General features: G+C 75.2%; 25 protein-coding genes. 9 read left to right on the top strand and 16 right to left on the bottom strand.

Translation table 11 applies throughout. From position 1 onward, the window contains the following. Positions 1-11 precede the first annotated feature (11 nt). Together ACFPCY_RS07290 and ACFPCY_RS07285 are read right to left on the bottom strand one after the other, a co-directional pair. Positions 12-446 (bottom strand): MerR family transcriptional regulator, encoded by a 435-nt coding sequence (locus ACFPCY_RS07290; RefSeq protein ID WP_378252859.1) that lies wholly within the window; start codon positions 444-446, stop codon positions 12-14. Further along, the gene (locus ACFPCY_RS07285; RefSeq protein WP_378252858.1) at positions 443-811 is read right to left on the bottom strand and encodes a hypothetical protein; all 369 of its coding nucleotides are present in this window, start codon (positions 809-811) and stop codon (positions 443-445) included. The genes ACFPCY_RS07290 and ACFPCY_RS07285 overlap by 4 nt, the downstream gene beginning before the upstream one ends. Positions 812-895: 84 nt before the next feature. Here ACFPCY_RS07285 and ACFPCY_RS07280 point away from each other — a divergent pair, with 84 nt between their 5' ends. The 8 genes from ACFPCY_RS07280 (at position 896) to hypE (ending at position 7691) form a co-directional block, all read left to right on the top strand. Continuing rightward, positions 896-2164: an SLC13 family permease gene (locus tag ACFPCY_RS07280; RefSeq protein ID WP_378252857.1), complete on the top strand. Its 1269-nt coding sequence runs from the start codon at positions 896-898 to the stop codon at positions 2162-2164. Positions 2165-2170: 6 nt separating this feature from the next. Continuing rightward, positions 2171-2611, top strand: a complete 441-nt coding sequence (locus ACFPCY_RS07275) for a universal stress protein (RefSeq protein ID WP_378252856.1) — start codon at positions 2171-2173, stop codon at positions 2609-2611. Positions 2612-2751: 140 nt separating this feature from the next. Further along, positions 2752-3180 carry a pyridoxamine 5'-phosphate oxidase family protein gene (locus ACFPCY_RS07270; RefSeq protein ID WP_378252855.1) on the top strand — a complete coding sequence of 143 codons (429 nt, stop codon included), beginning with the start codon at positions 2752-2754 and terminating at the stop codon, positions 3178-3180. Positions 3181-3304: 124 nt separating this feature from the next. Then, a complete protein-coding gene (locus tag ACFPCY_RS07265) occupies positions 3305-3916 on the top strand; it encodes a CBS domain-containing protein (RefSeq protein ID WP_378252854.1) in 612 nt (203 codons plus the stop codon). 97 nt (positions 3917-4013) lie between these two features. Further along, complete coding sequence (locus ACFPCY_RS07260; protein WP_378252853.1) at positions 4014-5267, top strand: SIS domain-containing protein; 1254 nt, start codon at positions 4014-4016, stop codon at positions 5265-5267. Next, positions 5240-5506, top strand: coding sequence for a HypC/HybG/HupF family hydrogenase formation chaperone (locus tag ACFPCY_RS07255; protein ID WP_378252852.1), 267 nt, complete (start codon positions 5240-5242; stop codon positions 5504-5506). The genes ACFPCY_RS07260 and ACFPCY_RS07255 overlap by 28 nt, the downstream gene beginning before the upstream one ends. Further along, positions 5506-6618: a hydrogenase formation protein HypD gene (gene hypD / locus ACFPCY_RS07250; protein WP_378252851.1), complete on the top strand. Its 1113-nt coding sequence runs from the start codon at positions 5506-5508 to the stop codon at positions 6616-6618. Before ACFPCY_RS07255 ends, hypD begins: the two co-directional genes overlap by 1 nt. After that, the gene (hypE, locus tag ACFPCY_RS07245; RefSeq protein WP_378252850.1) at positions 6615-7691 is read left to right on the top strand and encodes a hydrogenase expression/formation protein HypE; all 1077 of its coding nucleotides are present in this window, start codon (positions 6615-6617) and stop codon (positions 7689-7691) included. Before hypD ends, hypE begins: the two co-directional genes overlap by 4 nt. Here the strand turns inward: hypE and hypF are convergent. The 8 genes from hypF to ACFPCY_RS07205 all read right to left on the bottom strand — a co-directional run bounded on the left by hypF (position 7620) and on the right by ACFPCY_RS07205 (position 15586). Next, a complete protein-coding gene (gene hypF, locus ACFPCY_RS07240) occupies positions 7620-9932 on the bottom strand; it encodes a carbamoyltransferase HypF (RefSeq protein WP_378252849.1) in 2313 nt (770 codons plus the stop codon). The genes hypE and hypF overlap by 72 nt on opposite strands. Further along, positions 9929-10426, bottom strand: coding sequence for a hydrogenase maturation protease (locus ACFPCY_RS07235; RefSeq protein WP_378252848.1), 498 nt, complete (start codon positions 10424-10426; stop codon positions 9929-9931). Before ACFPCY_RS07235 ends, hypF begins: the two co-directional genes overlap by 4 nt. Further along, entirely contained in the window at positions 10423-11718 is a 1296-nt protein-coding gene (locus ACFPCY_RS07230) for a Ni/Fe hydrogenase subunit alpha (RefSeq protein ID WP_378252847.1), read from the bottom strand. Before ACFPCY_RS07230 ends, ACFPCY_RS07235 begins: the two co-directional genes overlap by 4 nt. Then, positions 11702-12472 carry an NADH-quinone oxidoreductase subunit B family protein gene (locus ACFPCY_RS07225; protein ID WP_378252846.1) on the bottom strand — a complete coding sequence of 257 codons (771 nt, stop codon included), beginning with the start codon at positions 12470-12472 and terminating at the stop codon, positions 11702-11704. Before ACFPCY_RS07225 ends, ACFPCY_RS07230 begins: the two co-directional genes overlap by 17 nt. 1 nt (position 12473) lies before the next feature. Beyond that, positions 12474-13418: an FAD/NAD(P)-binding protein gene (locus tag ACFPCY_RS07220; protein WP_378252845.1), complete on the bottom strand. Its 945-nt coding sequence runs from the start codon at positions 13416-13418 to the stop codon at positions 12474-12476. Beyond that, entirely contained in the window at positions 13403-13903 is a 501-nt protein-coding gene (locus tag ACFPCY_RS07215; protein WP_378252844.1) for a Crp/Fnr family transcriptional regulator, read from the bottom strand. The genes ACFPCY_RS07220 and ACFPCY_RS07215 overlap by 16 nt, the downstream gene beginning before the upstream one ends. Further along, positions 13900-15129 (bottom strand): 4Fe-4S dicluster domain-containing protein, encoded by a 1230-nt coding sequence (locus ACFPCY_RS07210; protein WP_378252843.1) that lies wholly within the window; start codon positions 15127-15129, stop codon positions 13900-13902. The genes ACFPCY_RS07215 and ACFPCY_RS07210 overlap by 4 nt, the downstream gene beginning before the upstream one ends. Positions 15130-15205: 76 nt before the next feature. Beyond that, positions 15206-15586: a hypothetical protein gene (locus ACFPCY_RS07205; protein WP_378252842.1), complete on the bottom strand. Its 381-nt coding sequence runs from the start codon at positions 15584-15586 to the stop codon at positions 15206-15208. Between the two features lie 213 nt (positions 15587-15799). Here ACFPCY_RS07205 and ACFPCY_RS07200 point away from each other — a divergent pair, with 213 nt between their 5' ends. Next, entirely contained in the window at positions 15800-16321 is a 522-nt protein-coding gene (locus tag ACFPCY_RS07200) for a flavodoxin domain-containing protein (RefSeq protein WP_378252841.1), read from the top strand. A gap of 154 nt (positions 16322-16475) precedes the next feature. Here the strand turns inward: ACFPCY_RS07200 and ACFPCY_RS07195 are convergent, their stop codons facing one another. The 6 genes from ACFPCY_RS07195 to ACFPCY_RS07170 all read right to left on the bottom strand — a co-directional run bounded on the left by ACFPCY_RS07195 (position 16476) and on the right by ACFPCY_RS07170 (position 22951). Beyond that, positions 16476-17111, bottom strand: a complete 636-nt coding sequence (locus tag ACFPCY_RS07195; RefSeq protein WP_378252840.1) for a class F sortase — start codon at positions 17109-17111, stop codon at positions 16476-16478. 1 nt (position 17112) lies between these two features. Next, positions 17113-17715: a hypothetical protein gene (locus ACFPCY_RS07190; RefSeq protein ID WP_378252839.1), complete on the bottom strand. Its 603-nt coding sequence runs from the start codon at positions 17713-17715 to the stop codon at positions 17113-17115. A 398-nt stretch (positions 17716-18113) separates the two neighbouring features. Further along, complete coding sequence (locus ACFPCY_RS07185) at positions 18114-18971, bottom strand: universal stress protein (protein ID WP_378252838.1); 858 nt, start codon at positions 18969-18971, stop codon at positions 18114-18116. A gap of 18 nt (positions 18972-18989) precedes the next feature. Next, complete coding sequence (locus tag ACFPCY_RS07180; protein WP_378252837.1) at positions 18990-19442, bottom strand: DUF2267 domain-containing protein; 453 nt, start codon at positions 19440-19442, stop codon at positions 18990-18992. A 51-nt stretch (positions 19443-19493) separates the two neighbouring features. Further along, complete coding sequence (locus tag ACFPCY_RS07175; protein WP_378252836.1) at positions 19494-20582, bottom strand: acetate/propionate family kinase; 1089 nt, start codon at positions 20580-20582, stop codon at positions 19494-19496. Next, the gene (locus tag ACFPCY_RS07170; RefSeq protein ID WP_378252835.1) at positions 20582-22951 is read right to left on the bottom strand and encodes a phosphoketolase family protein; all 2370 of its coding nucleotides are present in this window, start codon (positions 22949-22951) and stop codon (positions 20582-20584) included. Before ACFPCY_RS07170 ends, ACFPCY_RS07175 begins: the two co-directional genes overlap by 1 nt. Positions 22952-23102 lie beyond the last annotated feature (151 nt).

Here is a 23102-nt window from a genome sequence, read left to right as displayed (position 1 = left end):
AGGCACGGACGTCAGCCCCGCGGGCCCGCCGATCCGGGGAACGGAAGCGGGCAGCCGTCCTGATCGGCGCAGTCCAGCAGATCGTCACAACCCGCCTCGACGGCCCGGCGCAGCGTGTCGCGGACGGCCTCCAGCTCGGCCATCCGCCCCTCGATCTCCGCGAGCTTCGCGCGGGCCCGTTGCCGCAGCCCGCCGTGGGGACGTCGCGGCCGGCGGCCACCGCCCGCCAGCAGGTCCGTGATCTCCTCCAGCGTGAAGCCGAGGCCCTGCGCGGTCTTGATCACCCGGAGCAGCGTCACCGTCCCGGCCGGGTACAGCCGGTGCCCGCCCGGCGAGCGGACGGGCTCGGCCAGCAGCCCGCGCCGCTCGTAGTAGCGCAGGGTCTGCCGGTTCACCCCGGCGGCCGCGGCGACCTCTCCGGCGCGCAGGCCGTCCGGCGCCGTCATGCGACGGCCTTGGACGCGCGGTCGGCGAGGGCCGCCACCACGGGGGCGTGGCGGTCGGCGGCGGTGATCTCCAGGACCAGCTCGCCGCCGGTGGCGGTCAGGGCGAAGGTGAAGAACGAGCAGCAGCCGGTCTCGCGGACGGCCAGCTCGGCGGCCCGTGCGGCGAGCCGCGGTTCGGGGCGCAGGCGCATACGGACGCGTCCGGGCGCGTCCGCGCGCACCTCGATGACGGCGTCGGCGAACAGCGCGTCGAACTCCTCGACGCGCAGCGGCTGCTCGGCCGTCGGCAGGGTGCACGACCGCGGCACCCACCCGAGCGTCCCGTCCGTGGGCGCCGAACCGGGCCCTGGCTGCGTGAACTCCATGGCTCGACGGTAAACCTGTACCGGGGTGCGGGTTGCAAGGCCCGGATCCGCCTCTCGTCGGAGCGCCTCTTCGGAAAGGGCACGGTGCTGAACGACTCCTTCGCGGAGATGCTCTCCGTCGTTCTCCTGCTGGCGGTGCTGGCCTGCGCGGTGATCCGGCCGTGGGGGTGGCCGGAGGCCGTCGTGGCCGTCCCGGCCGCCGGGGTCCTCGTCGGCACGGGCGCGATCTCCTGGCAGCACGCGGTGGACGAGGCCGCGCGCCTCGGCCCGGTGATCGGCTTCCTCGCGGCCGTGCTCGTCCTGGCGCAGCTCTGCGACGACGAGGGGCTGTTCCGCGCCTGCGGCGCGTGGACGGCCCGGGCCGCCGCCGGACGGCCGCGGCGGCTGCTCGTCCTCGTGTTCGCCGTCGCCTCGCTGACCACCGCCGTGCTGAGCCTGGACGCCACGGTGGTGCTGCTGACGCCGGTCGTCTTCGCCACCGCCGCGCGGCTCGGCGCGCGGCCCAAGCCGCACGTGTACGCCTGCACCCACCTGTCCAACACGGCGTCCGTGCTGCTGCCGGTCTCCAACCTGACCAACCTGCTCGCCTTCGCGGCCAGCGGGGTGGGCTTCGCGCGGTTCGCGGCCCTGATGGCGCTGCCCTGGCTGGCGGCGGTCGGCGCCGAGTACGCCGTCTTCCGCCGGTTCTTCGCCGCCGACCTGCGGGCCGGTGCGTCTGCGGTCCCGGAGGAGGAGACTTCCCAGCAGCGCGACGTTCCCGTCTTCGCCTTGGCGACCGTGGCCGGGACGCTGGGCGGCTTCCTGCTGGCGTCCGCGGTGGGGATCGACCCCGCGTGGGCGGCGGCGGCCGGTGCGGGCGTGCTCGCGGTGCGCGGACTGGCACGTCGGCGCACCACGCCGGTCGCGCTCGTCCGCGCCGCCTCGGTCCCGTTCCTGCTGTTCGTCCTGGCGCTGGGCATCGTGGTGCGCGCCGTGGTGGACAACGGCCTCGCGGACGGGCTGGGCCGCCTGGTCCCGGCCGGCGCCTCGCTGCCCGCGCTGCTCGCGATCGCGGCGGTGGCGGCGGTGCTGGCCAACGTCATCAACAACCTGCCCGCCGTCCTCGTGCTGCTGCCGCTGACCGCCCCGACCGGGCCGGGGGCGGTGCTCGCGGCGCTGCTGGGCGTGAACATCGGCCCCAACCTCACCTACGCCGGTTCGCTGGCGACGCTGCTGTGGCGGCGCATCGTCCGGCATCACGACACCGACGTCCGGCTCGGCGAGTTCACCCGGCTCGGCCTGCTGACCGTGCCGCTGGCCCTGGTGGCGGCGGTGGTGGCACTGTGGGTCTCACTGCACGTGATCGGAGGCTGAGCCGCTGTGACCGTCCTCGTCTGGATCGCCGAAGGCGTCTGGCCCGCCTGCGTGGACGCCGCCCGCGCGCACGTCCCCGCCGGCGCCGGGATCGAGCTGCTGCACGTCACCGGCCCGGACGCGGCGGGCGCGGCACACGGGGCCTTCGCCGGGCTGCTCGGCCGGGCGCGTCCCGACCACGATCCGGGGACCGAGATGGAGCGGCTGGCCGCGGACGCGGGCGCCCGGCTGCTGTCCGCGGCGGCCGGGCGGCTGGGGCGCCCGTGCACCACGACGGAGCGCATCGGACGGATCGAGCACGAGGTCGTCGCCGCCGCCGAAGGCGCCGACCTGCTGATCCTCGCGCGCGACGGGGACCGTTCGCGCCCCGGCCCGCACAGCCTGGGCCCCGCCGCCCGGTTCGTCGTCGATCACGCGTCCTGTCCCGTGCTGCTCGTCTGGCCCTGACCGGCAAGGGCCGAAGGTCCCGCGTTCACGGGACCTAAAAGGACGAAACGTGTACTTCGGACGGATGACAGCGGCCGGGGGCCGCGACGATACTCGGGGGACGCACGAGGGCCGCGCGGCCGCCGTGCGAAAGGAGTTCCATGACCACGGTCCCCCGGCTCACCCGCCGGCTCACCCGGCAAGAGTCCCTCGCGCTGCTGGGGAGCGCGAGCATGGGCCGGGTCGTGTTCACCCACCACGCGCTTCCGGCGATCCGGCCGGTCAACCACGTCCTCGACGAGGACACGATCATCATCCGCTCGCACCTGGGCGCCGCGATCGTCGGCCACACCGACCAGGCGCAGGGCGCGGTGGTCGCCTACGAGGCCGACGACATCGACCCCGTGTCGCATCTCGGCTGGAGCGTCGTGGTCACCGGCACGGCCCGCCTCGTCCGCGACCCCGGCGTGCTGGAACGGTACAAGGACGTGCTGCGGCCGTGGGTGGACGGCGAGATGGACCACGTCGTCTCGATCACTCCCGACCTGGTCACCGGCGTCCGCCTCGTCGCCGGGGAGCCCGGCCCCTGAGTCGGGACCTTCGCCTCTCCGCCGCGCCCCGCCGCCGCGCCTAACGTCGTGGGCATGAGGAACGGTCGCGGGCGCGCCCCCGGGACGCGTGCCGGGCCGTTCACCGACCGACCGGGGAGCAGCCGTGACCTCGCTGGACCACCGTCCGGTGGCGGACCTGATGACCACCGACCTGCTGACGGTCACGCCGGACGAGTCGGCGCTGATGGCCTGGGAGCTGATGTGCCGGGCGAACGTCCACCACCTCCCGGTCGTGGACGACACCGGACGGTTCGTCGGCACCGTCGAGATGCGGACGCTGATCGACCGCTGGGAACCGGCCGGTCCGGGACGTTCCCGCCGGCCGGTCCGCACCGTCCTGCCGTCCGGCCCGGCGCCGGCCGTCCCGCCGCAGGCCGACATCGGGGCGGCGGCGCGGGTCATGCTCGACGAGGGCGCCGACCACGTCGCGGTCGTGGACGCGGAGGGACGGCTGTGCGGGCTGCTGACCGCGCACGACCTCATCGCGATGCTCGCCGGACGGTACGGCTCGCCCACCGAACACGGCGAACGCGGCGTGGACGGCGAACGCGGCGAGCGGGGCGAACCCCGTGAGCACGGTGAGCACGGCGAGCACGCCGGACACGGAGAAGCGCGGACGCGGGAGCACGGCGCGGCGACGCCCTCGCTGTACCGGATCGAGCCGGTGCTGCCCGCCCCGCGCCATCCGGGCGGCTCTCCCCTGCCGCCGGACTGAGGGACGAAGGTCCCTGCGGATCGGGGCCTCGGGCCCCTGCGGTCGCGTCCCCGCGCCCCGGATGATCGAAGCGCGTCCATGCGGGACGGGAGGGACCATGGCACCTGTCGGCCGAGCCGAGACGACGACGCTCCCGGCCGGGCTGGAGCGGCGCGCGACCGCCACGGCGGTGGTCGCCGAGCGGGCCGGGGAGCTGGCGGCGGCGTGCGCGGCCGTCGCGGACCGGATCCTCGGCGGCGGCCGGCTGATCGCGGTGTCCGGGACGGAGGCGTCCGCCGACGCGCACCACCTGGCCGTGGAGTTCCTGCATCCGGCGCTCGTCGGCAAGCGCGCCGTCCCCGCGTTCGCCCTGGTGTGCGCGACCGGCGCCGAGGCCGCCCGCGGCCTCACCCTTCTGGGAGCCGCCGCGGACTCGGTGGTCGTCATCGGCCGGACTCCGGACGACCCGGTGGTGCGCGAAGCGCTGCGGACCGCGCGCGGCCTCGGAATGCTCACTCTGGCGCTCGTCCCCGACCCGTACCCACCGCACTGGCCGCACCCACCGCACCCACCGCACTCGCCGCGCCTGCCGCACCCGCCGCACCGGGCCGGCCACGTGCTGGCCGTGCCGTCCGGCGACCCGCTGGTGGTCAAGGAGGTGCACGTCACCGCCTACCACCTGCTGTGGGAGCTGACGCAGCTGTTCCTGGAGCACGAGGGGCCGGGCGGCGACGACTACGACTTCCTCGGCGGGACGCTCGACCGGCGCGCTCTGCTGGACGACGCCGCCGAGGCGATCCGGGCCAAGGCGGCCGAGACTACCGCGTTGCGCGCGCGGGTCGTCACCGGCCTCGGTCCGGAGCTCGCCCGGTGCGGACGGCGGCTGGCGTCGGCGTTCCGGGACGGCGCGCGGCTGTTCGCGTTCGGGAACGGCGGGAGCGCCACCGACGCGTCCGACCTCGCCGCGACGTTCCTCAGCCCGCCGCGCGGCCGGGCCGTCCCCGCGTGGGCGCTGCCGGACGACACGGCGGTGGTGACGGCGCTGACCAACGACATCGGTTTCGACGTGGTGTTCGCACGGCAGCTGGAGGCGCTCGCGCGGCCCGGGGACGTCGCGGTGGGCCTGTCCACCAGCGGCGGTTCGGCCAACGTGGTGCGCGGCCTGGACCGGGCGCGGCGGCGCGGGATGCTCGCGGTGGGGCTGGCCGGTCACGACGGCGGCGCGATGGCCGCGCCGGGCCTGGCCGATCACCTGTTCGTGGTGCCGTCCCGGTCGGTGCACCGCGTCCAGGAGGCGCAGGCGACGATCTCCCACCTGCTGTGGGAGCTGGTTCAGGAGGAGCTGTGTGCCTCGGGCTGCCCGGACGGGTGATCGCGGTGGAGGACGGCGCGGACGAGGCGCTGGTGGAGGTCGGCGGCGTCCGGCGCGAGGTGCACGTCGGCCTGATCGACGACGGGCCGGTGCTGCCGGGCGAGTGGGTGCTGATCCACGTCGGGTTCGCGCTGTCGCGGATCGACGAGGCGGAGGCCGCCGCCACGCTGGAGCTGCTCCGGCAGGCCGGCCGGGCCTACGAGGACGAGCTGGCCGCGCTGCGAGGGGAGAGCACCTGATGAGGTTCGTCGACGAGTACCGCGACGCCCGGGACGCGCGGGCGGTGTCGGCGCGGATCGCCGAGCTGGCCGATCCGGGCCGCCGGTACGCGCTGATGGAGGTGTGCGGCGGGCACACCCACGCGATCTACCGGCACGGCGTGGAGGACTACCTGCCCGCGAACCTTGAGCTGGTGCACGGGCCGGGCTGCCCGGTGTGCGTGATCCCGATGGGACGGGTGGACGACGCGATCCACATCGCCCGCCAGCCTGACGTGCTGCTCGCGACGTTCGGCGACCTGATGCGGGTGCCGGGCGGCGACGGGTCGTTCCTGGACGCCAAGGCCGCCGGGGCGGACATCCGCGTCGTCTACTCCCCCATGGACGCGCTGCGGCTGGCCCGCGAGAACCCCGGCCGGCACGTGGTGTTCATGGCGGTCGGGTTCGAGACGACCGCGCCGTCCACCGCGCTGACGCTGCGCCGCGCCGCCGCCGAGGGCGTGCGGAACTTCTCGGTGTTCTGCAACCACGTGCTGATCGTCCCGGCGATCCGGGCCGTGCTGGACTCCCCCGACCTGCGGCTGGACGGCTTCGTCGGCCCGGGGCACGTGTCCACGGTGATCGGCTGCCGTCCCTACGGCTTCGTGGCCCGCGACTACGGGCTGCCGCTGGTGGTGTCGGGGTTCGAGCCGCTGGACGTGCTCCAGTCGATCCGGATGCTGATGGAGCAGATCGCCGAGCGGCGCAGCGAGGTCGGCAACCAGTACACCCGGGCCGTCCCGTGGGAGGGGAACCGCCGGGCGATGGCGGCGCTGGCCGACACGATGGAGCTGCGCCCGCACTTCGAATGGCGCGGCCTCGGGTTCATCGCCCGCTCGGCGCTGCGGATCACCGAGCGCTACGCCGCCTTCGACGCCGAGCGGATCTTCCAGGTGCCGGGGGTGCGGGTGCCCGACCCGTCCGCCTGCCAGTGCGGGGAGGTGCTCAAGGGGGTGCTCAAGCCGTGGGAGTGCAAGGTGTTCGGCACCGCCTGCACGCCCGAGACGCCGATCGGGACCTGCATGGTCTCCCCCGAGGGCGCGTGCGCCGCCTACTACAACTACGGCCGCTTCAACCGGACCGGGACGCCGTGAACGAGCGCGAGCGGCAGGTCCTCGCCCGCATCGAGCGGGCCCGCGCCGCGCGTCCGCGCGTCCGGGACGAGCGGATCACCCTCGCGCACGGCGCGGGCGGGCGGGCGACCGCCGACCTGGTCGGCGCGGTGTTCCTCGAACAGTTCCGCAACCGGTGGCTCGAACCGCTGGAGGACCAGGCGGTGTTCGCCGCGGACGCCGGACGGCTCGCCTTCACCACCGACTCCTACGTCGTGCGGCCGCTGTTCTTCCCCGGCGGCGACATCGGCGACCTGGCCGTCAACGGCACCGTCAACGACCTGGCCGTGTCGGGGGCGCGACCGCTGCACCTGTCGGCGGCGTTCGTCCTGGAGGAGGGGTTCCCGGTCGCCGACCTGCGCCGGGTCGCCGCCGCGATGGCCCGCGCCGCCGGGGCGGCCGGGGTGACGATCGTGACCGGGGACACCAAGGTCGTCGAGCGCGGCAAGGGCGACGGCTGCTACATCACCACGTCCGGGGTCGGCGTGCTGGAACGGGACGTGACGCTGGGCGCGGCGCGGGCGCGCCCCGGCGACGCCGTCCTGGTGTCCGGGCCGGTCGGTGACCACGGGATCACCGTCATGCTGGCACGCGGCGACCTGGGCATCGAGGCGGAGCTGCGGTCCGACACCGCGCCGCTGAACGGACTGGTGGACTCCTTGCTGGACGCGGTGCCGGAAGGCGTGCGGTGCCTCCGCGACGCGACGCGGGGTGGCGTCGCGACCGTTCTGAACGAGATCGCCGGGGCCTGCGGTGCGGGCGCCGAGGTGCGGGAGGACGCGGTTCCGGTCCGTCCGGCGGTGCGGGGCGCGAGCGAGCTGCTCGGCATCGACCCGCTGTACGTCGCCTGCGAAGGCCGCCTGGTCGCCGTCGTCGCCGAGGAGCACGCCGCGACCGCGCTGGCCGCGCTGCGCGCTCACCCCCTCGGCGCGGACGCCGCCGTCATCGGCTCGATGACCGACGGGCCGTCCGGGCTGGTGCTGCTACGGACGGCCTTCGGCGGCACGCGCGTCCTGGACACCCTGGTAGGCGACCCTCTCCCCCGCATCTGCTGACGCCTGTCCCGTTGCGGCGGCGACGGCCGCCTGGCCGAGGCTGAGGCCGCCGTCGTTCGGAGGGACCTGGCGGTGGACGAGCACGGCGAACCCGCGCCGCTCCAGCTCCGTGACGGTCAGGTCCAGGAGCAGGAGGTTCTGGAAGACGCCGCCGGACAGCGCGACCGTGGCGAGGCCCGTCCGCTGCCGGACGAGTTCGCAGCCGTCGGCCAGCGCGAAGGCAAGGCCGTGGTGGAAGCGGGAGGCGATCACGGGCGGCGGGGTTCCGGCGTCCAGGTCGGTGAGGGCGGCCCGGACGAGGTCGGTGGCGTGGAGGCGGAACGGGTCGTCCTCGGTGAGGCGAGCTTGGTGGCGGCCGGCTGCGGACGGGGCGGCCAGGTGCTCAAGCCAGATCGCCGCCTGTCCCTCGTGCGTCACCTCGGCCGGGCCGCCGAGCAGCGCGGCGATCGCGTCGAACAGGCGCCCGGCCGACGAGGTCGGCGGGCAGTTCAGGCCCGAGCGCAGCAGCTCCAGGACGGCCCGCCACACCACCGGACGATCCGTGGCCACCGGCAGGTGCGACGCGTCCGATCCCAGGTAGGCGGCGGTCATGCGCCACGGCGCGCGGACGGCGGCCTCGCCTCCCGGCAGCGGGACGTGCTCCAGGTGCCCCGCCCGCCGGAACCCGGTCAGGTCGGCGACCAGGAACTCGCCGCCCCACACCGTGCCGTCCGGGCCGTGGCCGGTGCCGTCGAAGGCGACACCGATCACCGGTCCGGTCGCGCCGTTGTCGGCCAGGCAGGAGGCGATGTGCGCGTGATGGTGCTGGACCGCGAGCGCCTGCACGCCGTCCAGTGCTTGCGCGTAGCGGGTGGACGGGTAGTCGGGATGCAGGTCGTGGGCGACGATCTCGGGCGTGACCTGGAGGAGACTGCGGAGGTAGTCGGCGGTCCGCACGTACCGGCGCAGGACGTCGTAGTCGGACAGGTCGCCCAGATGGGGCGACAGGTGGGCGGTGTTTCCTGCGGCCAGGCAGAGCGTGGCCTTCTGCGCCCCGCCGCAGGCGAGAACCGGACGCGTCGCCGCAACGGGCAGCCGAACCGGCCGCGGAGCCAGTCCGCGAGCCCGGCGCAGCGGATAGGGCGCGTCCCGGAACACCGCCATCACCGAATCGTCGGCGGGCGCGTGGATCGGACGGTCGTGCGTGAGGACGGCGTCGGCGAGCGTCTCCAGCGCGCTTTCGTCCTCGTACACCAAGGGCCGGCCGCTGGCGTTCGCGCTGGTGAGCACGTAGGGCCGTCCGAACCGGCGGGCGAGCAGGTGATGCAGCGGCGTGTAGGGAAGGAGCAGGCCGAGCGTCGCCGAAGCCGGCGCCACCGAGTCCGCCACGGGCGCGCCGGGCCTTCGGGGCAGCAGGACGACCGGCGCGGACCGGGCGGTCAGCGGAGCCGGGTCCTCGACGTCGGCGAGGGCCCGCGCGGCGTCGAGGTCGGCGACCAGGACGGCCAGCGGCTTGCCGGGGCGGCGCTTGCGGCGGCGCAGCTCGCGCACCGCGTCGCCGTCCGCCGCGTCGCACGCGAGATGGAAGCCGCCGATCCCCTTGACCGCCACGATCCGGCCCGCCGCGAGCAGCTCGGCCGCCCGCTCGATCGGATCCCCGTCCTCGCCGCGGAGGACGAGGCGCGGGCCGCAGGCGGGGCAGCAGGTGGGCTGGGCGTGGAAGCGCCGGTCGGACGGGTCGTGGTACTCGCGGGCGCACTCGGCGCACATCGCGAACCCGGCCATCGTCGTCGTCGCCCGGTCGTAGGGGACGGCGCGGATGATGCTGTAGCGCGGGCCGCAGTGGGTGCAGTTGATGAACGGATAGCGGTGGCGGCGGTCGGCCGGGTCCCACAGTTCGCGCAGGCAGTCCCCGCAGGTGGCCGTGTCGGACGGCACCGACGCGTGCGCCGCGTCCGGGGCACTCGGCAGGATCGCGAAACCGCGCGCGCCGGTGCCGGGCAGGGGCCGCGCCTCGACCGAGGCCACCGAGGCCAGCGGCGGGGCGTCCGCCAGCAGCGCCCGGCGGAACTCGGCCAGCACGGCACGGTCGCCCTCGACGTCGATCTCGACGCGTCCGCCGGTGTTGCGGACGGTACCGGCCAGGCCGAGACCGGTGGCCAGGGCGTGCACGTGCGGCCGGAACCCGACACCCTGGACGGTCCCCGTGACGCGAAGCAGCAGCCGCCGGCGGACATCCGATGACCCGTCCTCGGGCCTCATCCGGCCGCCCCTTCGACCAGGGCGCGGACGCGGGCGGCGACCTCGCGGACGGCGCACGCGACCGGCGGGCTCAGCCCGGGCCCCCATCCGAAGTCGCCGCCCTCGATCGCGAGAACGTGCAACTCGCACGGCATGCAGCCGACGGCGGCACCGAGCGCGACCGCGTCCTCGAGGCCCAGCGCGTGCCCGCTCGCCGGAGGGCGCGGAGCGGCGTCCGGCGCGGTCGGGGCGAGCGCGTCAACGCTCGCCGGACGGCGTGCGGTGGTCAGGTCGAGGGCGTGGATGCGGCCGGGAACGGCGGGGTCGGCGGAGACCGCGTCCACGACGACGGCACGGTCCGCGCCGTCCCACAGGGCGATGAGGCGGGCGGGCTCGCCGTCGGTGACCGCGAGCGCGACCCCGGCGGGCGGGTCGGCCCGCAGGAGGTCGATCACCGCCGGGCCGGCGCCGTCGTCGCGGCGGAACGGGGTGCCGACGCCGATGACGATCCTCACGAGCGGTCCACGGTGAGCCGCAGGAAGTGCGTGGAGCAGGAGATGCACGGGTCGTGGTTGCGGATCGCGCGCTCGCAGTACCGGGTGAGTTCGGCGTCGTCCAAGTCGAGCCGGTCGGCGACGACGCGGCGCAGGTCGTCCTCGATCGCGGCCTGGTTCTGGGAGGTGGGCGGGGTGATCCGCGCGGTCGTCACCAGGCCGTCGGCGTCGAGGGCGTAACGGTGGAACAGCGTGCCGCGCGGAGCCTCGGTCGCGCCGTGCCCGATGCCCGCGCGCGGCGCCACCGGCACCGACGGGCTCGCGGGCGGGACGAACCCGGCGACGATGCGCAGCGCCTCCTCCACCGCGAGGACGATCTCGACCGCCCGGACCAGGATGCTCCGGAACGGGTTGCGGCACTCCGCGCCGAGCCCCGCCTCGTCGGCGGCGCGCGCGGCCAGCGGCGTGAGGCGGTCCCGGTTGAGGGCGAACCGCGCGAGCGGGCCGGTCAGGTAGGCCGATCCGTCCGGCAGGCGGGCGTGCAGGGCGGTCGAGTGCGGGACCTGCTCCTCGACGACGTACCGCTCGAACTCGGCGGGCTCGAAGGCGAGGCCGCCGGTGGTCCGGACCGTCCCGGACTCGATCGGGTAGCGGTCGCCGGTGAGCGCCAGGTAGTCGCACTCGTGGACGAGGTCGGGGAAGTCGAACCCGGCCGCCCAGCTCACCGTGGCCAGCGCGTCGTCCAGCGCGGGACGCAGCACGGCGGCCAGGCCGTCCAGCTCGGCGCGGGTCGGCAGCCGGTAGAAGCCGCCGACCCGGACGTTCACCGGGTGGATCGCGCGCCCGCCGATCACCTCCATGACCCGGTTGCCCGCCTTCTTCAGCCGCAGCCCGCGCCGGACCAGGTCGCGATGGTCGCGGGCCATCTCGACCGCGCCCGGATAGCCGAGGAAGTCGGGCGCGTGCAGCAGGTAGACGTGCAGGGTGTGGCTCTCGATCCACTCTCCGCAGTACAGCAGCCGCCGCAGGTCGTTCAGCGGGCCGTCCACGGTCGCGCCGCACGCCGCCTCGATCGCCCGGCACGCGCTCATCTGGTAGGCGACCGGGCAGATCCCGCAGATCCGGGCCGTGATGTCGGGCGGCTCGGTGTGGGCACGGCCGCGCAGGAACGCCTCGAAGAAGCGCGGCGGCTCGTAGATGTCGAGCCGGACGTCCCGGACGAGGCCGTCGCCGACCCGGACGTACAGGCCGCCCTCGCCCTCCACGCGCGCCAGCGCGCCGACCTTCAGGCTGCGGTCATGCCGGTGGGTCATCGGCGTCCTCCTGCCGGAAGGCGGTCACGTTGAAGGTGGACAGCATGCGCCGCTTCTCGCCGGGGTCCAGCACCAGGACGGGCAGCAGCGCGCGGGTGTTCGGGCGCGCTCCGCCCCAGTTCGGGGACGGCCCGAAACAGCCGTAGCAGCCGCGCCCGTAGGACGGGCAGATCGCGCCGCAGCCCGCGCGGGTCACCGGTCCGAGGCAGGGCGTCCCGTGCGCGACCAGGACGCACGGGTTGCCGCGCTGCTTGCACTCGAAGCAGACGCTGTGCCCGGGAAGGTTCGGTCTGCGCCCGGCGAGCAGGGCGGTGAGCAGCTCCATCAGCTGCCGCTTGTCGATCGGGCACCCGTGCAGTTCGTAGTCGACCGGGACGTGCGCGGCGATCGGCGTCGAGGTGTCCAGGGTGGCGATGTAGTCGGGGCGGGCGTACACGACGGAGGCGAACTCCCGCACGTCGGCGAGGTTCCGCAGCGCCTGGACGCCGCCCGCGGTCGCGCACGCCCCGATCGTGACGAGCGTCCGGGACTCCGCGCGGACGCGCCGGATCCGCTCCAGGTCGCCCGGGGTCGTGATCGACCCCTCGACCAGCGACACGTCGTAGGGGCCGGGCCGGACCTCGGCGGACGCCTCCAGGAAGTGGGCGACGTCCACGCCGGCGGCCAGCTCCAGCAGCTCGTCCTCGCAGTCCAGGAGGGTGAGCTGGCAGCCGTCGCAGGAGGCGAACTTCCAGACCGCGAGCCGGGGCCGCACCTCACAGCTCCCTGGTCGCGAGCAGGGGCGCGGCCTCGGCGTAGCCGACGACCGGGCCGTCCCGGCAGACCAGGCGGGGGCCGAGCTGGCAGTGCCCGCACCAGCCGACGCCGCAGCGCATGTTCCGCTCCAGCGAGACGCGGATGTCGCGGGCCTTCAGGCCTGCGCGCAGCAGCGCGTCGGCGGTGAAGCGCATCATGACCTCCGGGCCGCACAGGAACGCCGAGGTGCGGCCGGGGACGATCCCGGCGAGGCCGACCAGCGTGGTGATCAGTCCGGTGTGCCCCGTCCAGCCGGGGTCGGCGCGGTCCACGGTGACCTCCACGCGGACGCCGCGCGCCCGCAGTTCGTCCAGCTCGTCGGTGTAGAGCAGGTCGTGCGGAGTGCGCGCCCCGACCAGCAGCGTGACGCTCCCTTCGCGGGAGGCGGCGGACGCCTCCGACGCCTCCGACGCGGCGGACGCTGCGGAGGCCTCTTGTGCGGCGAGGGCCGCGAGGATCGCCGGGCGCAGCGGCGCGAGGCCGATGCCGCCCGCCGCGAACAGCAGGTCGCGGCCGGACGCCTCCCCGACCTCCCATCCCACGCCGAACGGCCCGCGCACGCCGACGACCTCGCCCGGACGGCAGGCGCACAGCGCGCCCGACACCGCGCCGACCGCGCGGATCGTCTGGTGCAGCACGCGCCCGGTCCGGCTCACCGAGATCGGCACCTCGCCGACGCCGAACGCGTACAGCATCGTGAACTGTCCCGGTTCGACGTCCGCGATCGCCGCGTCCACCGGTTCCAGCACCAGCGTCACGGTGTCGGCCAGCTCCCGCCTCCGGTGGACGACCCGGTAAGGCAGCGGCGTCATCGCACTGGAAGGCGTCGGTGCGTCGGACGGCGTCGGCGTGCTCGGGGACGCGGCGGCCTCGGGCGGGCCGCCGGGGCTCAGCGGTCGGGCCACAGGGTCTCCCCCGGACGGGTCTGACCCGGATGGGCGTAGACGTCCAGCAGCCGGAGCCGCGTCGCCTGGAGCCGGTCGAGCATCACCTCGGCGAACCGGCGCGTCAGCTCGTGCCCCAGCTCCGGATCCGCCGCGCACAGCGTGCGGACGAGCTTGCCGTCGAACTCCACCGCCCGCACCGGCGACAGCGCGCGGGCGCCGAACCGCCACTCGAACGGCGGGAACAGCCACGACCAGCCCAGCACCGCGTCGCGGCCGAACGTCTCGACCAGCACCAGCCCCCGGCCGGGGACGTGCATGTCGAGCCCGACCCGTCCGGTCTCGATCAGCCAGAACCGGTCGGCGCGCCCGCCCTCCTCGAAGAACCGGTGCCGCTCGGGGACCTCGATCTGCCGGGCCGCCCTGGCCAGCCGGTCCAGGTGCCGTCCCTTAACGTCGTGCAGGAACGGGTGGCGCGCCAGCGAGGACGCCACGACGGGAGTCATCGCGCCCTCCCCTCGTCCGGGCCGGAGGCAGTCGCGCTCTCTCCAGCCGGGCCGCTGGAGGTCGCGCTCTCTCCAGCCGGGCCGGTGGTGGTCGCGCTCTCCGCGGCCAGGGCGGCGGCCTCTTCGGTGATGTCGATCCCGACCGGGCACCACACGACGCACCGGCCGCAGCCCACGCATCCCGACTCGCCGAACTGGTCGTGCCAGGTGCCGAGCTTGTGGGTCATCCACTGCCGGTAGCGGCTGCGCGCCGACGCGCGCACCGGGCCGCCGTGCAGGTGGGAGAAGTCCAGGTCGAAGCAGGAGTCCCAGAGCTGCCACCGCTCGGCGTGCGTCCCGGACACCTCGGAGGTGTCGGTCACCGTCGTGCAGAAGCAGGTCGGGCACACCATCGTGCAGTTCCCGCAGGTCAGGCAGCGTTCCGCGACGTCGTTCCAGCGGTCGGCCTCCAGGCTGCCCGCCATCAGGTCGCGCAGGTCCAGGTCGGGCATCGCGCGTCCCATGCGGTCGGCGGCGGCGTCCACCTCGCGGCGGGCCCGGTCCACGGTGCCGGGATCGGCCGGACGGCCGCCGAGGCGCGCCAGCACGGCGCGTCCGGCCGCGCTGCCGGCGACCGCGACGAATCGGTGGCCGCCGTCGCCGGTCAGCTCGTCCAGCCGCAGGTCGAACCCCGCCTCGACGCCGGGTCCGGCGTTCATCGAGGCGCAGAAGCAGGTCGCGCCCGGTTCGGTGCACTCGACCACGACGACGAACACGCCGTCGCGGCGGGCGCGGTAGTCGGGCGAGGCGTGCCGTCCGCCGGTCAGCACCCGGTCCTGGATCGCGATCGCGCGCAGGTCGCACGCCCGGACGCCGAGGAACGCGTAGCGCGGCGCGGGCTCCCGGTGCTCCCGGACGGTGAGCCCTCCGCCGTCCCGCTCGAACTCGGCGAGCTTCACCCGCGGCCGGTGCAGGAACGGCTTCCACGACTGCGGCCCGGCCGAGTGCGCGAAGGCCGCGCCGTCCGGGCGGGGGACCGTGCGGTACCCGCCCGGACGCGACTCCACGCCCCAGCCGAACGGCAGCCCGTCCGCCGACTCCAGCTCGTCGAGCACGATGACGCCGTCGCGGCGGGTCGGCCCGACCACCGTGTACCCGTCGTCCCGCAGCACCCGGACGAGCCGCTCCAACCCCTCGACCGGCAGCTCCGTCGCCGCCGTGCCGGACTCCTCGGAAACCTTCGCCATGGGGAGAGTCTCGGGGGCGGCGGGGCGGCTCCGGCAGGGCCGGGAGTCGGCGGGCGATGGGACCTTCGCCCCGTGCTCAGCCCGACGCGCGGGTCACCATCCACATGCTCTCGGCCAGGGCGACGAACCGGTACCCCTGCCGCCGGAACGCGCCGCGGTCGCCGCCGGCGAGGGCCGCCAGCAGGTCGTCCTGCGCGATCGCCAGCCGCCGGATCCGGCAGTCGAGCAGCCGCGCGAGCGGGGCGCGGCGCGGGCTGTCCCCCAGCTCGCCCAGGCGCAGGTCCCGCAGCGCGGTCAGCGCGCCGAGCGCGCGGGCGACGTCCTCGTGCACCGGCCTCTCCAGGCGGTCGCCGCCGCCGACGGTGATCGCCAGGCGGAGGCCCCCCAGCCCCCGCGCCAGCTCCTGCTGGAGGTCCCGGATCGTCGCGGTCTCACCGCGGACAACCATGAGCGACACAAGCGTCCTCCCTCGCCGTGTGACGGGCGCACTACGATTCTGCGGACCCGCCGCGCGTTCCCCCAGGGCCGTTCGTCCTTCGCGTTCCGGCCCGGCACCTGCGCGGCGGGACCAAAGTCCCGTCCCACCGGGGCGTCCGGCTCTGCGAGAGGCGGCCCCGGCGCGCTGCGATGGAACCGTTCACCGGACCGGACGACCGCGCGGAGGCGGACCATGGACGTCCTGGTGGGATACGCGAGCGCGCACGGCTCGACCCGGAGCATCGCCGAACGCATCGCCGCCGTGCTCGGCGACCACGGACTGGCGAGCCGCGCCGTCCCGCTCGACTCCGCGGTCGACGCCGCCGGGTACGGCGCGTTCGTGCTCGGCAGCGCCGTCCACAACCGCACCTGGCTCGTCGAGGCCAAGGACTTCGTCGCCGCCAACCGCGCCGTCCTGCGGACGCGCCCGGTCTGGCTGTTCAGCGTCGGCATGCCCGCCGCCCTGCGCGGCCCCTGGCGCCGCTTCGGCCCCCTGGAGGAGCGGACCATCTCGGCCGAGCTCCGCAAGACCGTCACGCCCCGCGACCACGTCCTGTTCTCGGGCGTCTTCCGCCCCGAGCACACCTCGGCGTTCGGACGCCTCCTGTTCCGCGCGATGGGCTCCCGCTATGGCGACTACCGCGACTGGGCCCGCGTCACCGCCTGGGCCGAGGAGATCGCCCGCCACCTCACCAAAGAACCCGACACCGACTGACGTCCACCCGCCCCGGTCCCCGCAGCCACCACCGCCACGCGACAGACGATCAACGGCGATCGTTGCCAGCACGCGGATCGAAGTCAGAGGCGATCGCCGCTGCGACGCGAAGCACGATCAGCGGCAGTCACCGCCGACGCGCCCAGGGGCAGTGTCAGGAGTGGTCGCTGCCGACGAGCACGCCGTAGGCGATGACGTTGTCGCGGTAATGGCCGGTCGAGGCGTCGAACTCGCCGCCGCAGCTCACCAGCCGGATCGTGGAGTCGGGCGTGTCGCCATATACCCGCACGGTCGGGAAGCGGCTCTTGGCGACCTCCTCGACCGAGGTGATCTGGAAGACCGCGGTGATCCCGTCGCGGCGCGGCACCCGGACCTCGTCGCCCGGCCGGAGCCGCGCCAGCCGGTAGAAGACGGCCGGGCCCGACGCGCGGGTGTCGATGTGGCCGAAGAACGTGGCCGGGCCCTTCTCCCCGGGTGCCGAGCCCAGGTCGTACCAGCTGGTGAGGTGGGGCTGGCCGAGCGACGGTTCCTGGACGGTCCCGTCGGGGTTCAGCCCGAGCGCCAGCACCGGGGCGTCCACGCCGATCGCCGGGACCAGCAGCCGTACCGGGGCCGACCGCGTCAGCGGCGCGGCCGGACGCGGCGACGTCGCGCCTCCCGACGCCCCGCCCGGACCGCCGCCGGGAGCGTGCCGGTGGACCAGCGCATAGCCGACCAACACGGCACCGACGACCAGGGCGGCCGTCGTGAGGACCGCCAGCAGGGTCCGGGTGCCGCCGCGTCCGCGCATGTCAGCCGCCGTTCCGCCCGCGCCGGCGCAGCGCCACGCCACCGGCCGCGCCGATGCCGAGCAGCGCCAGGCCGGTCAGGTACAGGACGGCGTCCGGACGGGACGTCGAACCGCCGCCCGTCCGCGGCGCACCGGTGGGCGTGGGACGCGGGCTGCCGCCCGCCCCGACGACCTCCAGGGAGGTGCTCGCGGTGCGCCCGTTGGAGCAGGTCAGGGTGATGATGTAGCGACCTGGCGCCAGCCCCGCCCGAGTGCGCGTGCCGACCTCGCTCTCTCCCTTGGCGGGCACGGTGCCGAACGCGCTGGAGCTCACGTGCGCGCCCAGCGTGCCGCCCGGGCAGGCCACCTGGATCGACAGCGGCGTCGGCTCGGTGGTGACCGACGTCGGGTTCACCGACACCGCCGGTCCCGTCGGGCTGGTCGTCGGCGGCGCGGTCTTCGTGGGCGATCCGGTCGGCGAGGTCGGTGAGGTCGTCGGGCTGGTCGGCGTGACGGTGGGAGGGGATCCGGACCCCGATCCCGAACCGGTGCCGGTCGGCGCCGGGGCGGGCGCGCCGAACGTCAGCGCGCCGGTGACCAGAGCTGCGGCCAGTGAAGCGAACATCGCGCGTCTCCTCGCTGCGCGCAGGGTCCGCGCGCCTCGGCGTGAGCCGCCGGTCTCCTCCGACGGCCCCACACCGTCCAGACCACCACCGGCCGCCACGGCCGATCAGGGGCGGACGTCGCGGTTGCGGCGGCCGTTGGTCCCGCCCTTCCCCGCCACCCCGCGCCCTCCCTGCGTCCAGGCACGCCCGCACGACCGCTCGCGACCCGAACGGCCAGAACATGACCACACGCTCGGAGAACGCGTGGCCGGACGCTCGAAGCGTGGTCGGACGCTCGAAGCGTGGTCGGACGCTCGAAGCGTGGCCGGACGCTCGAAGCGTGGCCGGACGCTCGAAGCGTGGTCGGACGGTCGGACCGGGGTCGGGTGGTCGGCGGGAGTGGGCCGGTGAGGATGGGTCAGTGGGGGTGGATCACGGCGACGGGGCAGCGGGCGTGGTGGAGGACGCCGGTGCTCACCGCGCCGGAGCGGAGGTCGGCGAAGCCTCCGGCGCCGCGGCTGCCGACCACCAGCAGGTCGGCGGCGGCGGACAGGGCGGTGAGGATCTCCACGGCGTGGCCGTGCGGGGCCTCCTCGCTCACCTCGACCTCCGGGTACTTGTCCCGCCAGGGCGCGACGGCCTCGCGCAGGGCCCGGAGGCGCCGTTCCCGCGCGTCCGGCGACCGGTACTCGGCGAGGCCCGGCGCGGTCGGCGCGTTGAGCGGCGCGGACCAGGCGTGGACGACCCGGAGCCGGGCGCCGTGCGCCGACGCCTCGGCGAAGGCGAACTCCAGGGCGGCCTGCGCGGTGGACGACCCGTCGAACCCGGCGACGATCCGCCCGTAGGAGAGCGCGTTCGCGCGGACGACCACCACCGGGCAGCGCGCGTGGGCCGCCAGCTTCAGCCCGACCGGCCCGACCAGCGGCGGACGGAAGCCGCCCGCCCCGCGCGCGCCGACGACGAGCAGCCGGGCCGTCCGGGCGCGGGCCAGCAGCCGGGTGACGGTCTCGCCCGTCTCCAGCTCGCAGGCCACCGGCATGTCGGGGAACCGCTCGCAGAGCTCGTCCACGACGTCCCGCAGGACGCGCCGCCCGACCGCGCGCGCCCACGGGTCGGGGCCGGCGCCCGGCGGGCGGGCGAGCAGGTCGTCGGCCCAGGCCGGGACCGTGTGCACCACCAGCAGCGGCGCGCCGTGCGCCGCCGCCTCGGCCGCCGCCCAGGACGCCGCCCGGCGCGCGCCCGGGGAGGTGTCGACCCCCACCACCACAGCCTTCATGTTCACTCCCCGGGTGTCTCAGATCGGTGTGCCGTGCTCGGGCGCGGCGCTGGGGTGCAGCAGCCGCCGCAGGTCGCGGGGAAGGTCGTCCAGCACGTGCGTCAGGGCACCGGACGGGAGCCGCGCGGCGAGCGCCTCGGTGACCAGCGCCGCGGTGCGGGGCACGTCGGCGCGTCCGATCCCGGCGTCGGCCGCGAAGTGCTCGGTGAAGGCGTCCAGGTCGTCCTTGCGCGGGACGCGGCCCGGCCGCCAGCCGTCGTAGAAGACGCCGCGCAGCAGGGCCGGCAGCTCGGCGGCGAAATGCGCCGCCACCTCGGCCGGCAGCCGGTCGCGGACGGTGCGCAGCCAGCCGCGCAGCGCCCGGTGGGCGAACTCGCGGTCGGTGGTCCCGAAGGCCGCGGCGACCACGGTGATCCATTGGCGGGTGACCTCGACGTCGCGGTCGAGGCCGCGGACTCCGGTGCTCGGCATGCCGGTACCTCCGTTCGACGGTGCGGGCGCGCCGCTCGCGCCCCGCGCTGTTCAGCTGTCCGGACGCAGGGCCGCGCGGGTGCCGGCGGCGATCTGGACGTCCTCGCGTGCGGTGACGACCGCGATCCCGGCGGACGAGCCGGGACCGGTCAGGACGGCGTCGCCGCGCGCGGCGCCGTTGGCGGCCTCGTCCAGGCGCAGCCCGAGGAAGGCCAGGTCGGCGACGAGGCGGCGGCGGGTCTCGGGATCGTGCTCGCCGACGCCGCCGGTGAAGACCAGGGCGTCCAGACCGCCGAGGGAGGCGACCATCGCGGCGGCGCAGGCGCGCAGCCGATGGTGGTAGACCGCCAGCGCCGCGGACGCCGTCTCGTCGCCGCCGGCCTCGCGGGCGCGCAGTTCCCGCATGTCGCCCGTCCCGGCCAGCGCGCGCAGGCCGGACCGGTGCTCCAGCGCGTCGTCGATCTCTCCTGCGGGGACGCCGTGCTTGAGCAGCCACAGCGGGACGCCCGGATCGACGTTGCCCGCGCGGGTGGCCATGACCAGGCCCTCCAGCGGCGTGAAGCCCATGGTGGTGTCGACCGACCGGCCGTCGGCGACCGCCGCCAGGGACGCGCCGGAGCCGAGGTGGCACACCACGGTCCGGCGCGAGGGCCCCAGCAGTCCGGGCGCGCGACCCGCGGCGTGGGCGTGCGACAGGCCGTGGAAGCCGTAGCGGCGGATCGCGAACCGCTCCCGCCACTCGGCGGGCAGCGCGTAGGTCGCGGCGGCCTCGGGCATCCCGGCGTGGAAGGCGGTGTCGAAGCACGCCACCACCGGGACGCCGGGCAGCGCGCGGCGCGCCTCGCCGAGCGCGTACAGCGACAGCGGCTGGTGCAGCGGCGCCAGGTCGGCGAGCGCGTGCAGCCGCTTGGCGACCTCGTCGTCCACGACCGCGGGATGCGTGAAGTCGCGGCCGCCGTGGACGAACCGGATCCCGACCGCGTCCGGGGCGGGCGTGCGGGACACCGCGGCCAGGAACCGCTCGGCCTCCCGGTCCGCGCCGCCGGTGGGCAGGTCGGCGTGGTGCAGGACGTTGTCCGCGCCGTCCAGCAGGGCCAGCTTGACGCTGCTGGAGCCGGGGTTGACGGTCAGCACGCGCATCAGTACGGCCACCTCCAGTCGCGGACCTCCGGCGCGTCCTCGCCGTGCTCGCGGGTGTGGGCGCGGGCCCGCAGCCGCTGGTCGGCCATGCGCTGCCGGACGTGCCCGACCCGCCCGCCGAGGGACGGGACGCGGTCGATGACGTCCATGACCAGGTGGAACCGGTCCAGGTCGTTGAGCATCACCATGTCGAACGGGGTGGTCGTCGTGCCCTCCTCCTTGTACCCGCGCACGTGCAGGTGGTGGTGCCCGGCGCGGCGGTAGGCCAGCCGGTGGATCAGGTACGGGTAGCCGTGGAAGGCGAAGATGACCGGCCGGTCGGTGGTGAACAGCGCGTCGTACTCGGCGTCGGTCAGCCCGTGCGGATGCTCGCCCGCGGGTTGCAGCCTCATCAGGTCCACGACGTTCACGACCCGGATCCGCAGCGCGGGGAAGTACTGCCGCAGCAGGTCCACGGCGGCGAGCGTCTCCAGGGTCGGGACGTCCCCGGCGCAGGCCAGGACGACGTCGGGGTCGGCGCCGCCGTCGGTGCTCGCCCACTCCCAGATGCCGATCCCGCGCTCGCAGTGCCGGGCCGCCTCGTCCATCGGCAGCCACACCGGCGCGGGCTGCTTGCCCGCGACGATCACGTTCACGTAGTCGCGGGAGCGGAGGCAGTGGTCGGCCACCGACAGCAGGGTGTTGGCGTCCGGCGGAAGGTAGACGCGGGTGATCTCGGCCTTCTTGTTGAGGACGACGTCCAGGAAGCCGGGGTCCTGGTGGGTGAAGCCGTTGTGGTCCTGCCGCCACACGTGCGAGGACAGCAGGTAGTTCAGCGAGGCGACCGGCCGCCGCCAGGGCAGGTGCCGGCTGACCTTCAGCCACTTGGCGTGCTGGTTGAACATCGCGTCCACGATGTGCGTGAACGCCTCGTAGGTGTTGAACAGCCCGTGCCGCCCGGTGAGCAGGTAGCCCTCCAGCCAGCCCTGGCACAGGTGCTCGCTCAGCACCTCCATGACCCGCCCGGACGCGGCCTGGTGCTCGTCGGTGCCGCGCCGCTCGCCCGCGAACACCCGGTCGGTCACCTCGAACACCGCGCCGAGCCGGTTGGAGGCGGTCTCGTCCGGGCCCATGATCCGGAAGTCGGACGGGTTGGCGGCCACCACGTCGCGCAGGTACTCGCCGAGGACGCGGGTGGCCTCGGCGGTCGCGGTGCCGTGCTTGTCCACCGGCACGGCGTGCGTCCGGGGATCGGGCAGTTCGAGCGGGCGCAGCAGCAGGCCGCCGTTGGCGTGCGGGTTGGCGCTCATCCGGCGTTCCTGGACGGGGGCGATCTCGCGCAGCGCCGCGACGGGGCGTCCGCCCCGGTCGAACAGCTCGTCCGGGCGGTAGGACCGCAGCCACTCCTCCAGCTGCGCGAGGTGCCGCGGCTTCTCGCGGACGCCGCTCAGCGGCACCTGGTGGGCCCGCCACGTGCCCTCGACCGGCACGCCGTCCACCTCCTTCGGGCCGGTCCAGCCCTTGGGCGTGCGCAGGACGATCATCGGCCACCGCGGCCGCCCGCCCGCGTCCCCGGCGGTTCCGGCCGCTCCGGGCTCGCGGGCGGCGCGCTGGATGCGGGCGATCTCGTCCAGGGCGTCGTCGAGCGCGGCGGCCATGTCGCGGTGCGCCTTCGCCGGGTCGTCCCCGGACACGATCACCGGCGCGTACCCGTAGCCCTCGAACAGGCTCAGCAGCTCGTCCTCGGGGACGCGGGCCAGCACCGCCGGATTGGCGATCTTGTAGCCGTTCAGGTGCAGGATCGGCAGCACCGCGCCGTCGTGCACCGGATCGACGAACTTGGTCGAGTGCCAGCTCGTCGCGAGCGGCCCGGTCTCGGCCTCGCCGTCGCCGACGACGCACGCGACGACGAGGTCCGGGTTGTCGAACGCGGCGCCGTAGGCGTGCGCGAGCGAGTACCCGAGCTCGCCGCCCTCGTGGATCGACCCGGGCGTCTCCGGCGCGACGTGGCTCGGCACGCCGCCGGGGAAGGAGAACTGCCGGAACAGCCGTGCCATGCCCCCCGCGTCCTGCGAGACGTGCGGATAGACCTCGGAGTAGGTCCCCTCCAGCCAGGCGTTCGCGACCGCCGCCGGACCGCCGTGGCCCGGCCCCATGATGTAGATCATGTCGAGGTCGCGCGTCCGGATCGCGCGGTTGAGGTGGACGTAGCAGAAGTTCAGCCCGGGTGACGTCCCCCAGTGGCCGAGCAGCCGCGGCTTGACGTGCTCGGGCCGCAGCGGTTCGCGCAGCAGCGGGTTGGCCATCAGGTAGATCTGCCCGACCGCCAGGTAGTTGGCGGCCCGCCACCAGGCGTCCATCCGGTCCAGCTCGGCATCGGTCAACTGCACGGTTCCTCCAGGGGTCGGCGATCTCCAGCGCACCACCCGCCCCACCGCACCGGCAGGGCCGAAGGTCACATCACGCGGATGACCATCGCCACGCGACACCACGCCAGACCGCCTCCGCCCTTCTCCCCGCACCGCCGCTCCCGCGAACGGG

Origin of the sequence: Actinomadura gamaensis, from assembly GCF_042652125.1 — a bacterium.
In the GTDB taxonomy this organism is placed as follows: Bacteria; Actinomycetota; Actinomycetes; order Streptosporangiales; family Streptosporangiaceae; genus Spirillospora; species Spirillospora gamaensis.
The sequence above is the reverse complement of the archived record's forward strand: the minus strand, read 5'-3'. Positions and strand labels throughout refer to the sequence as shown.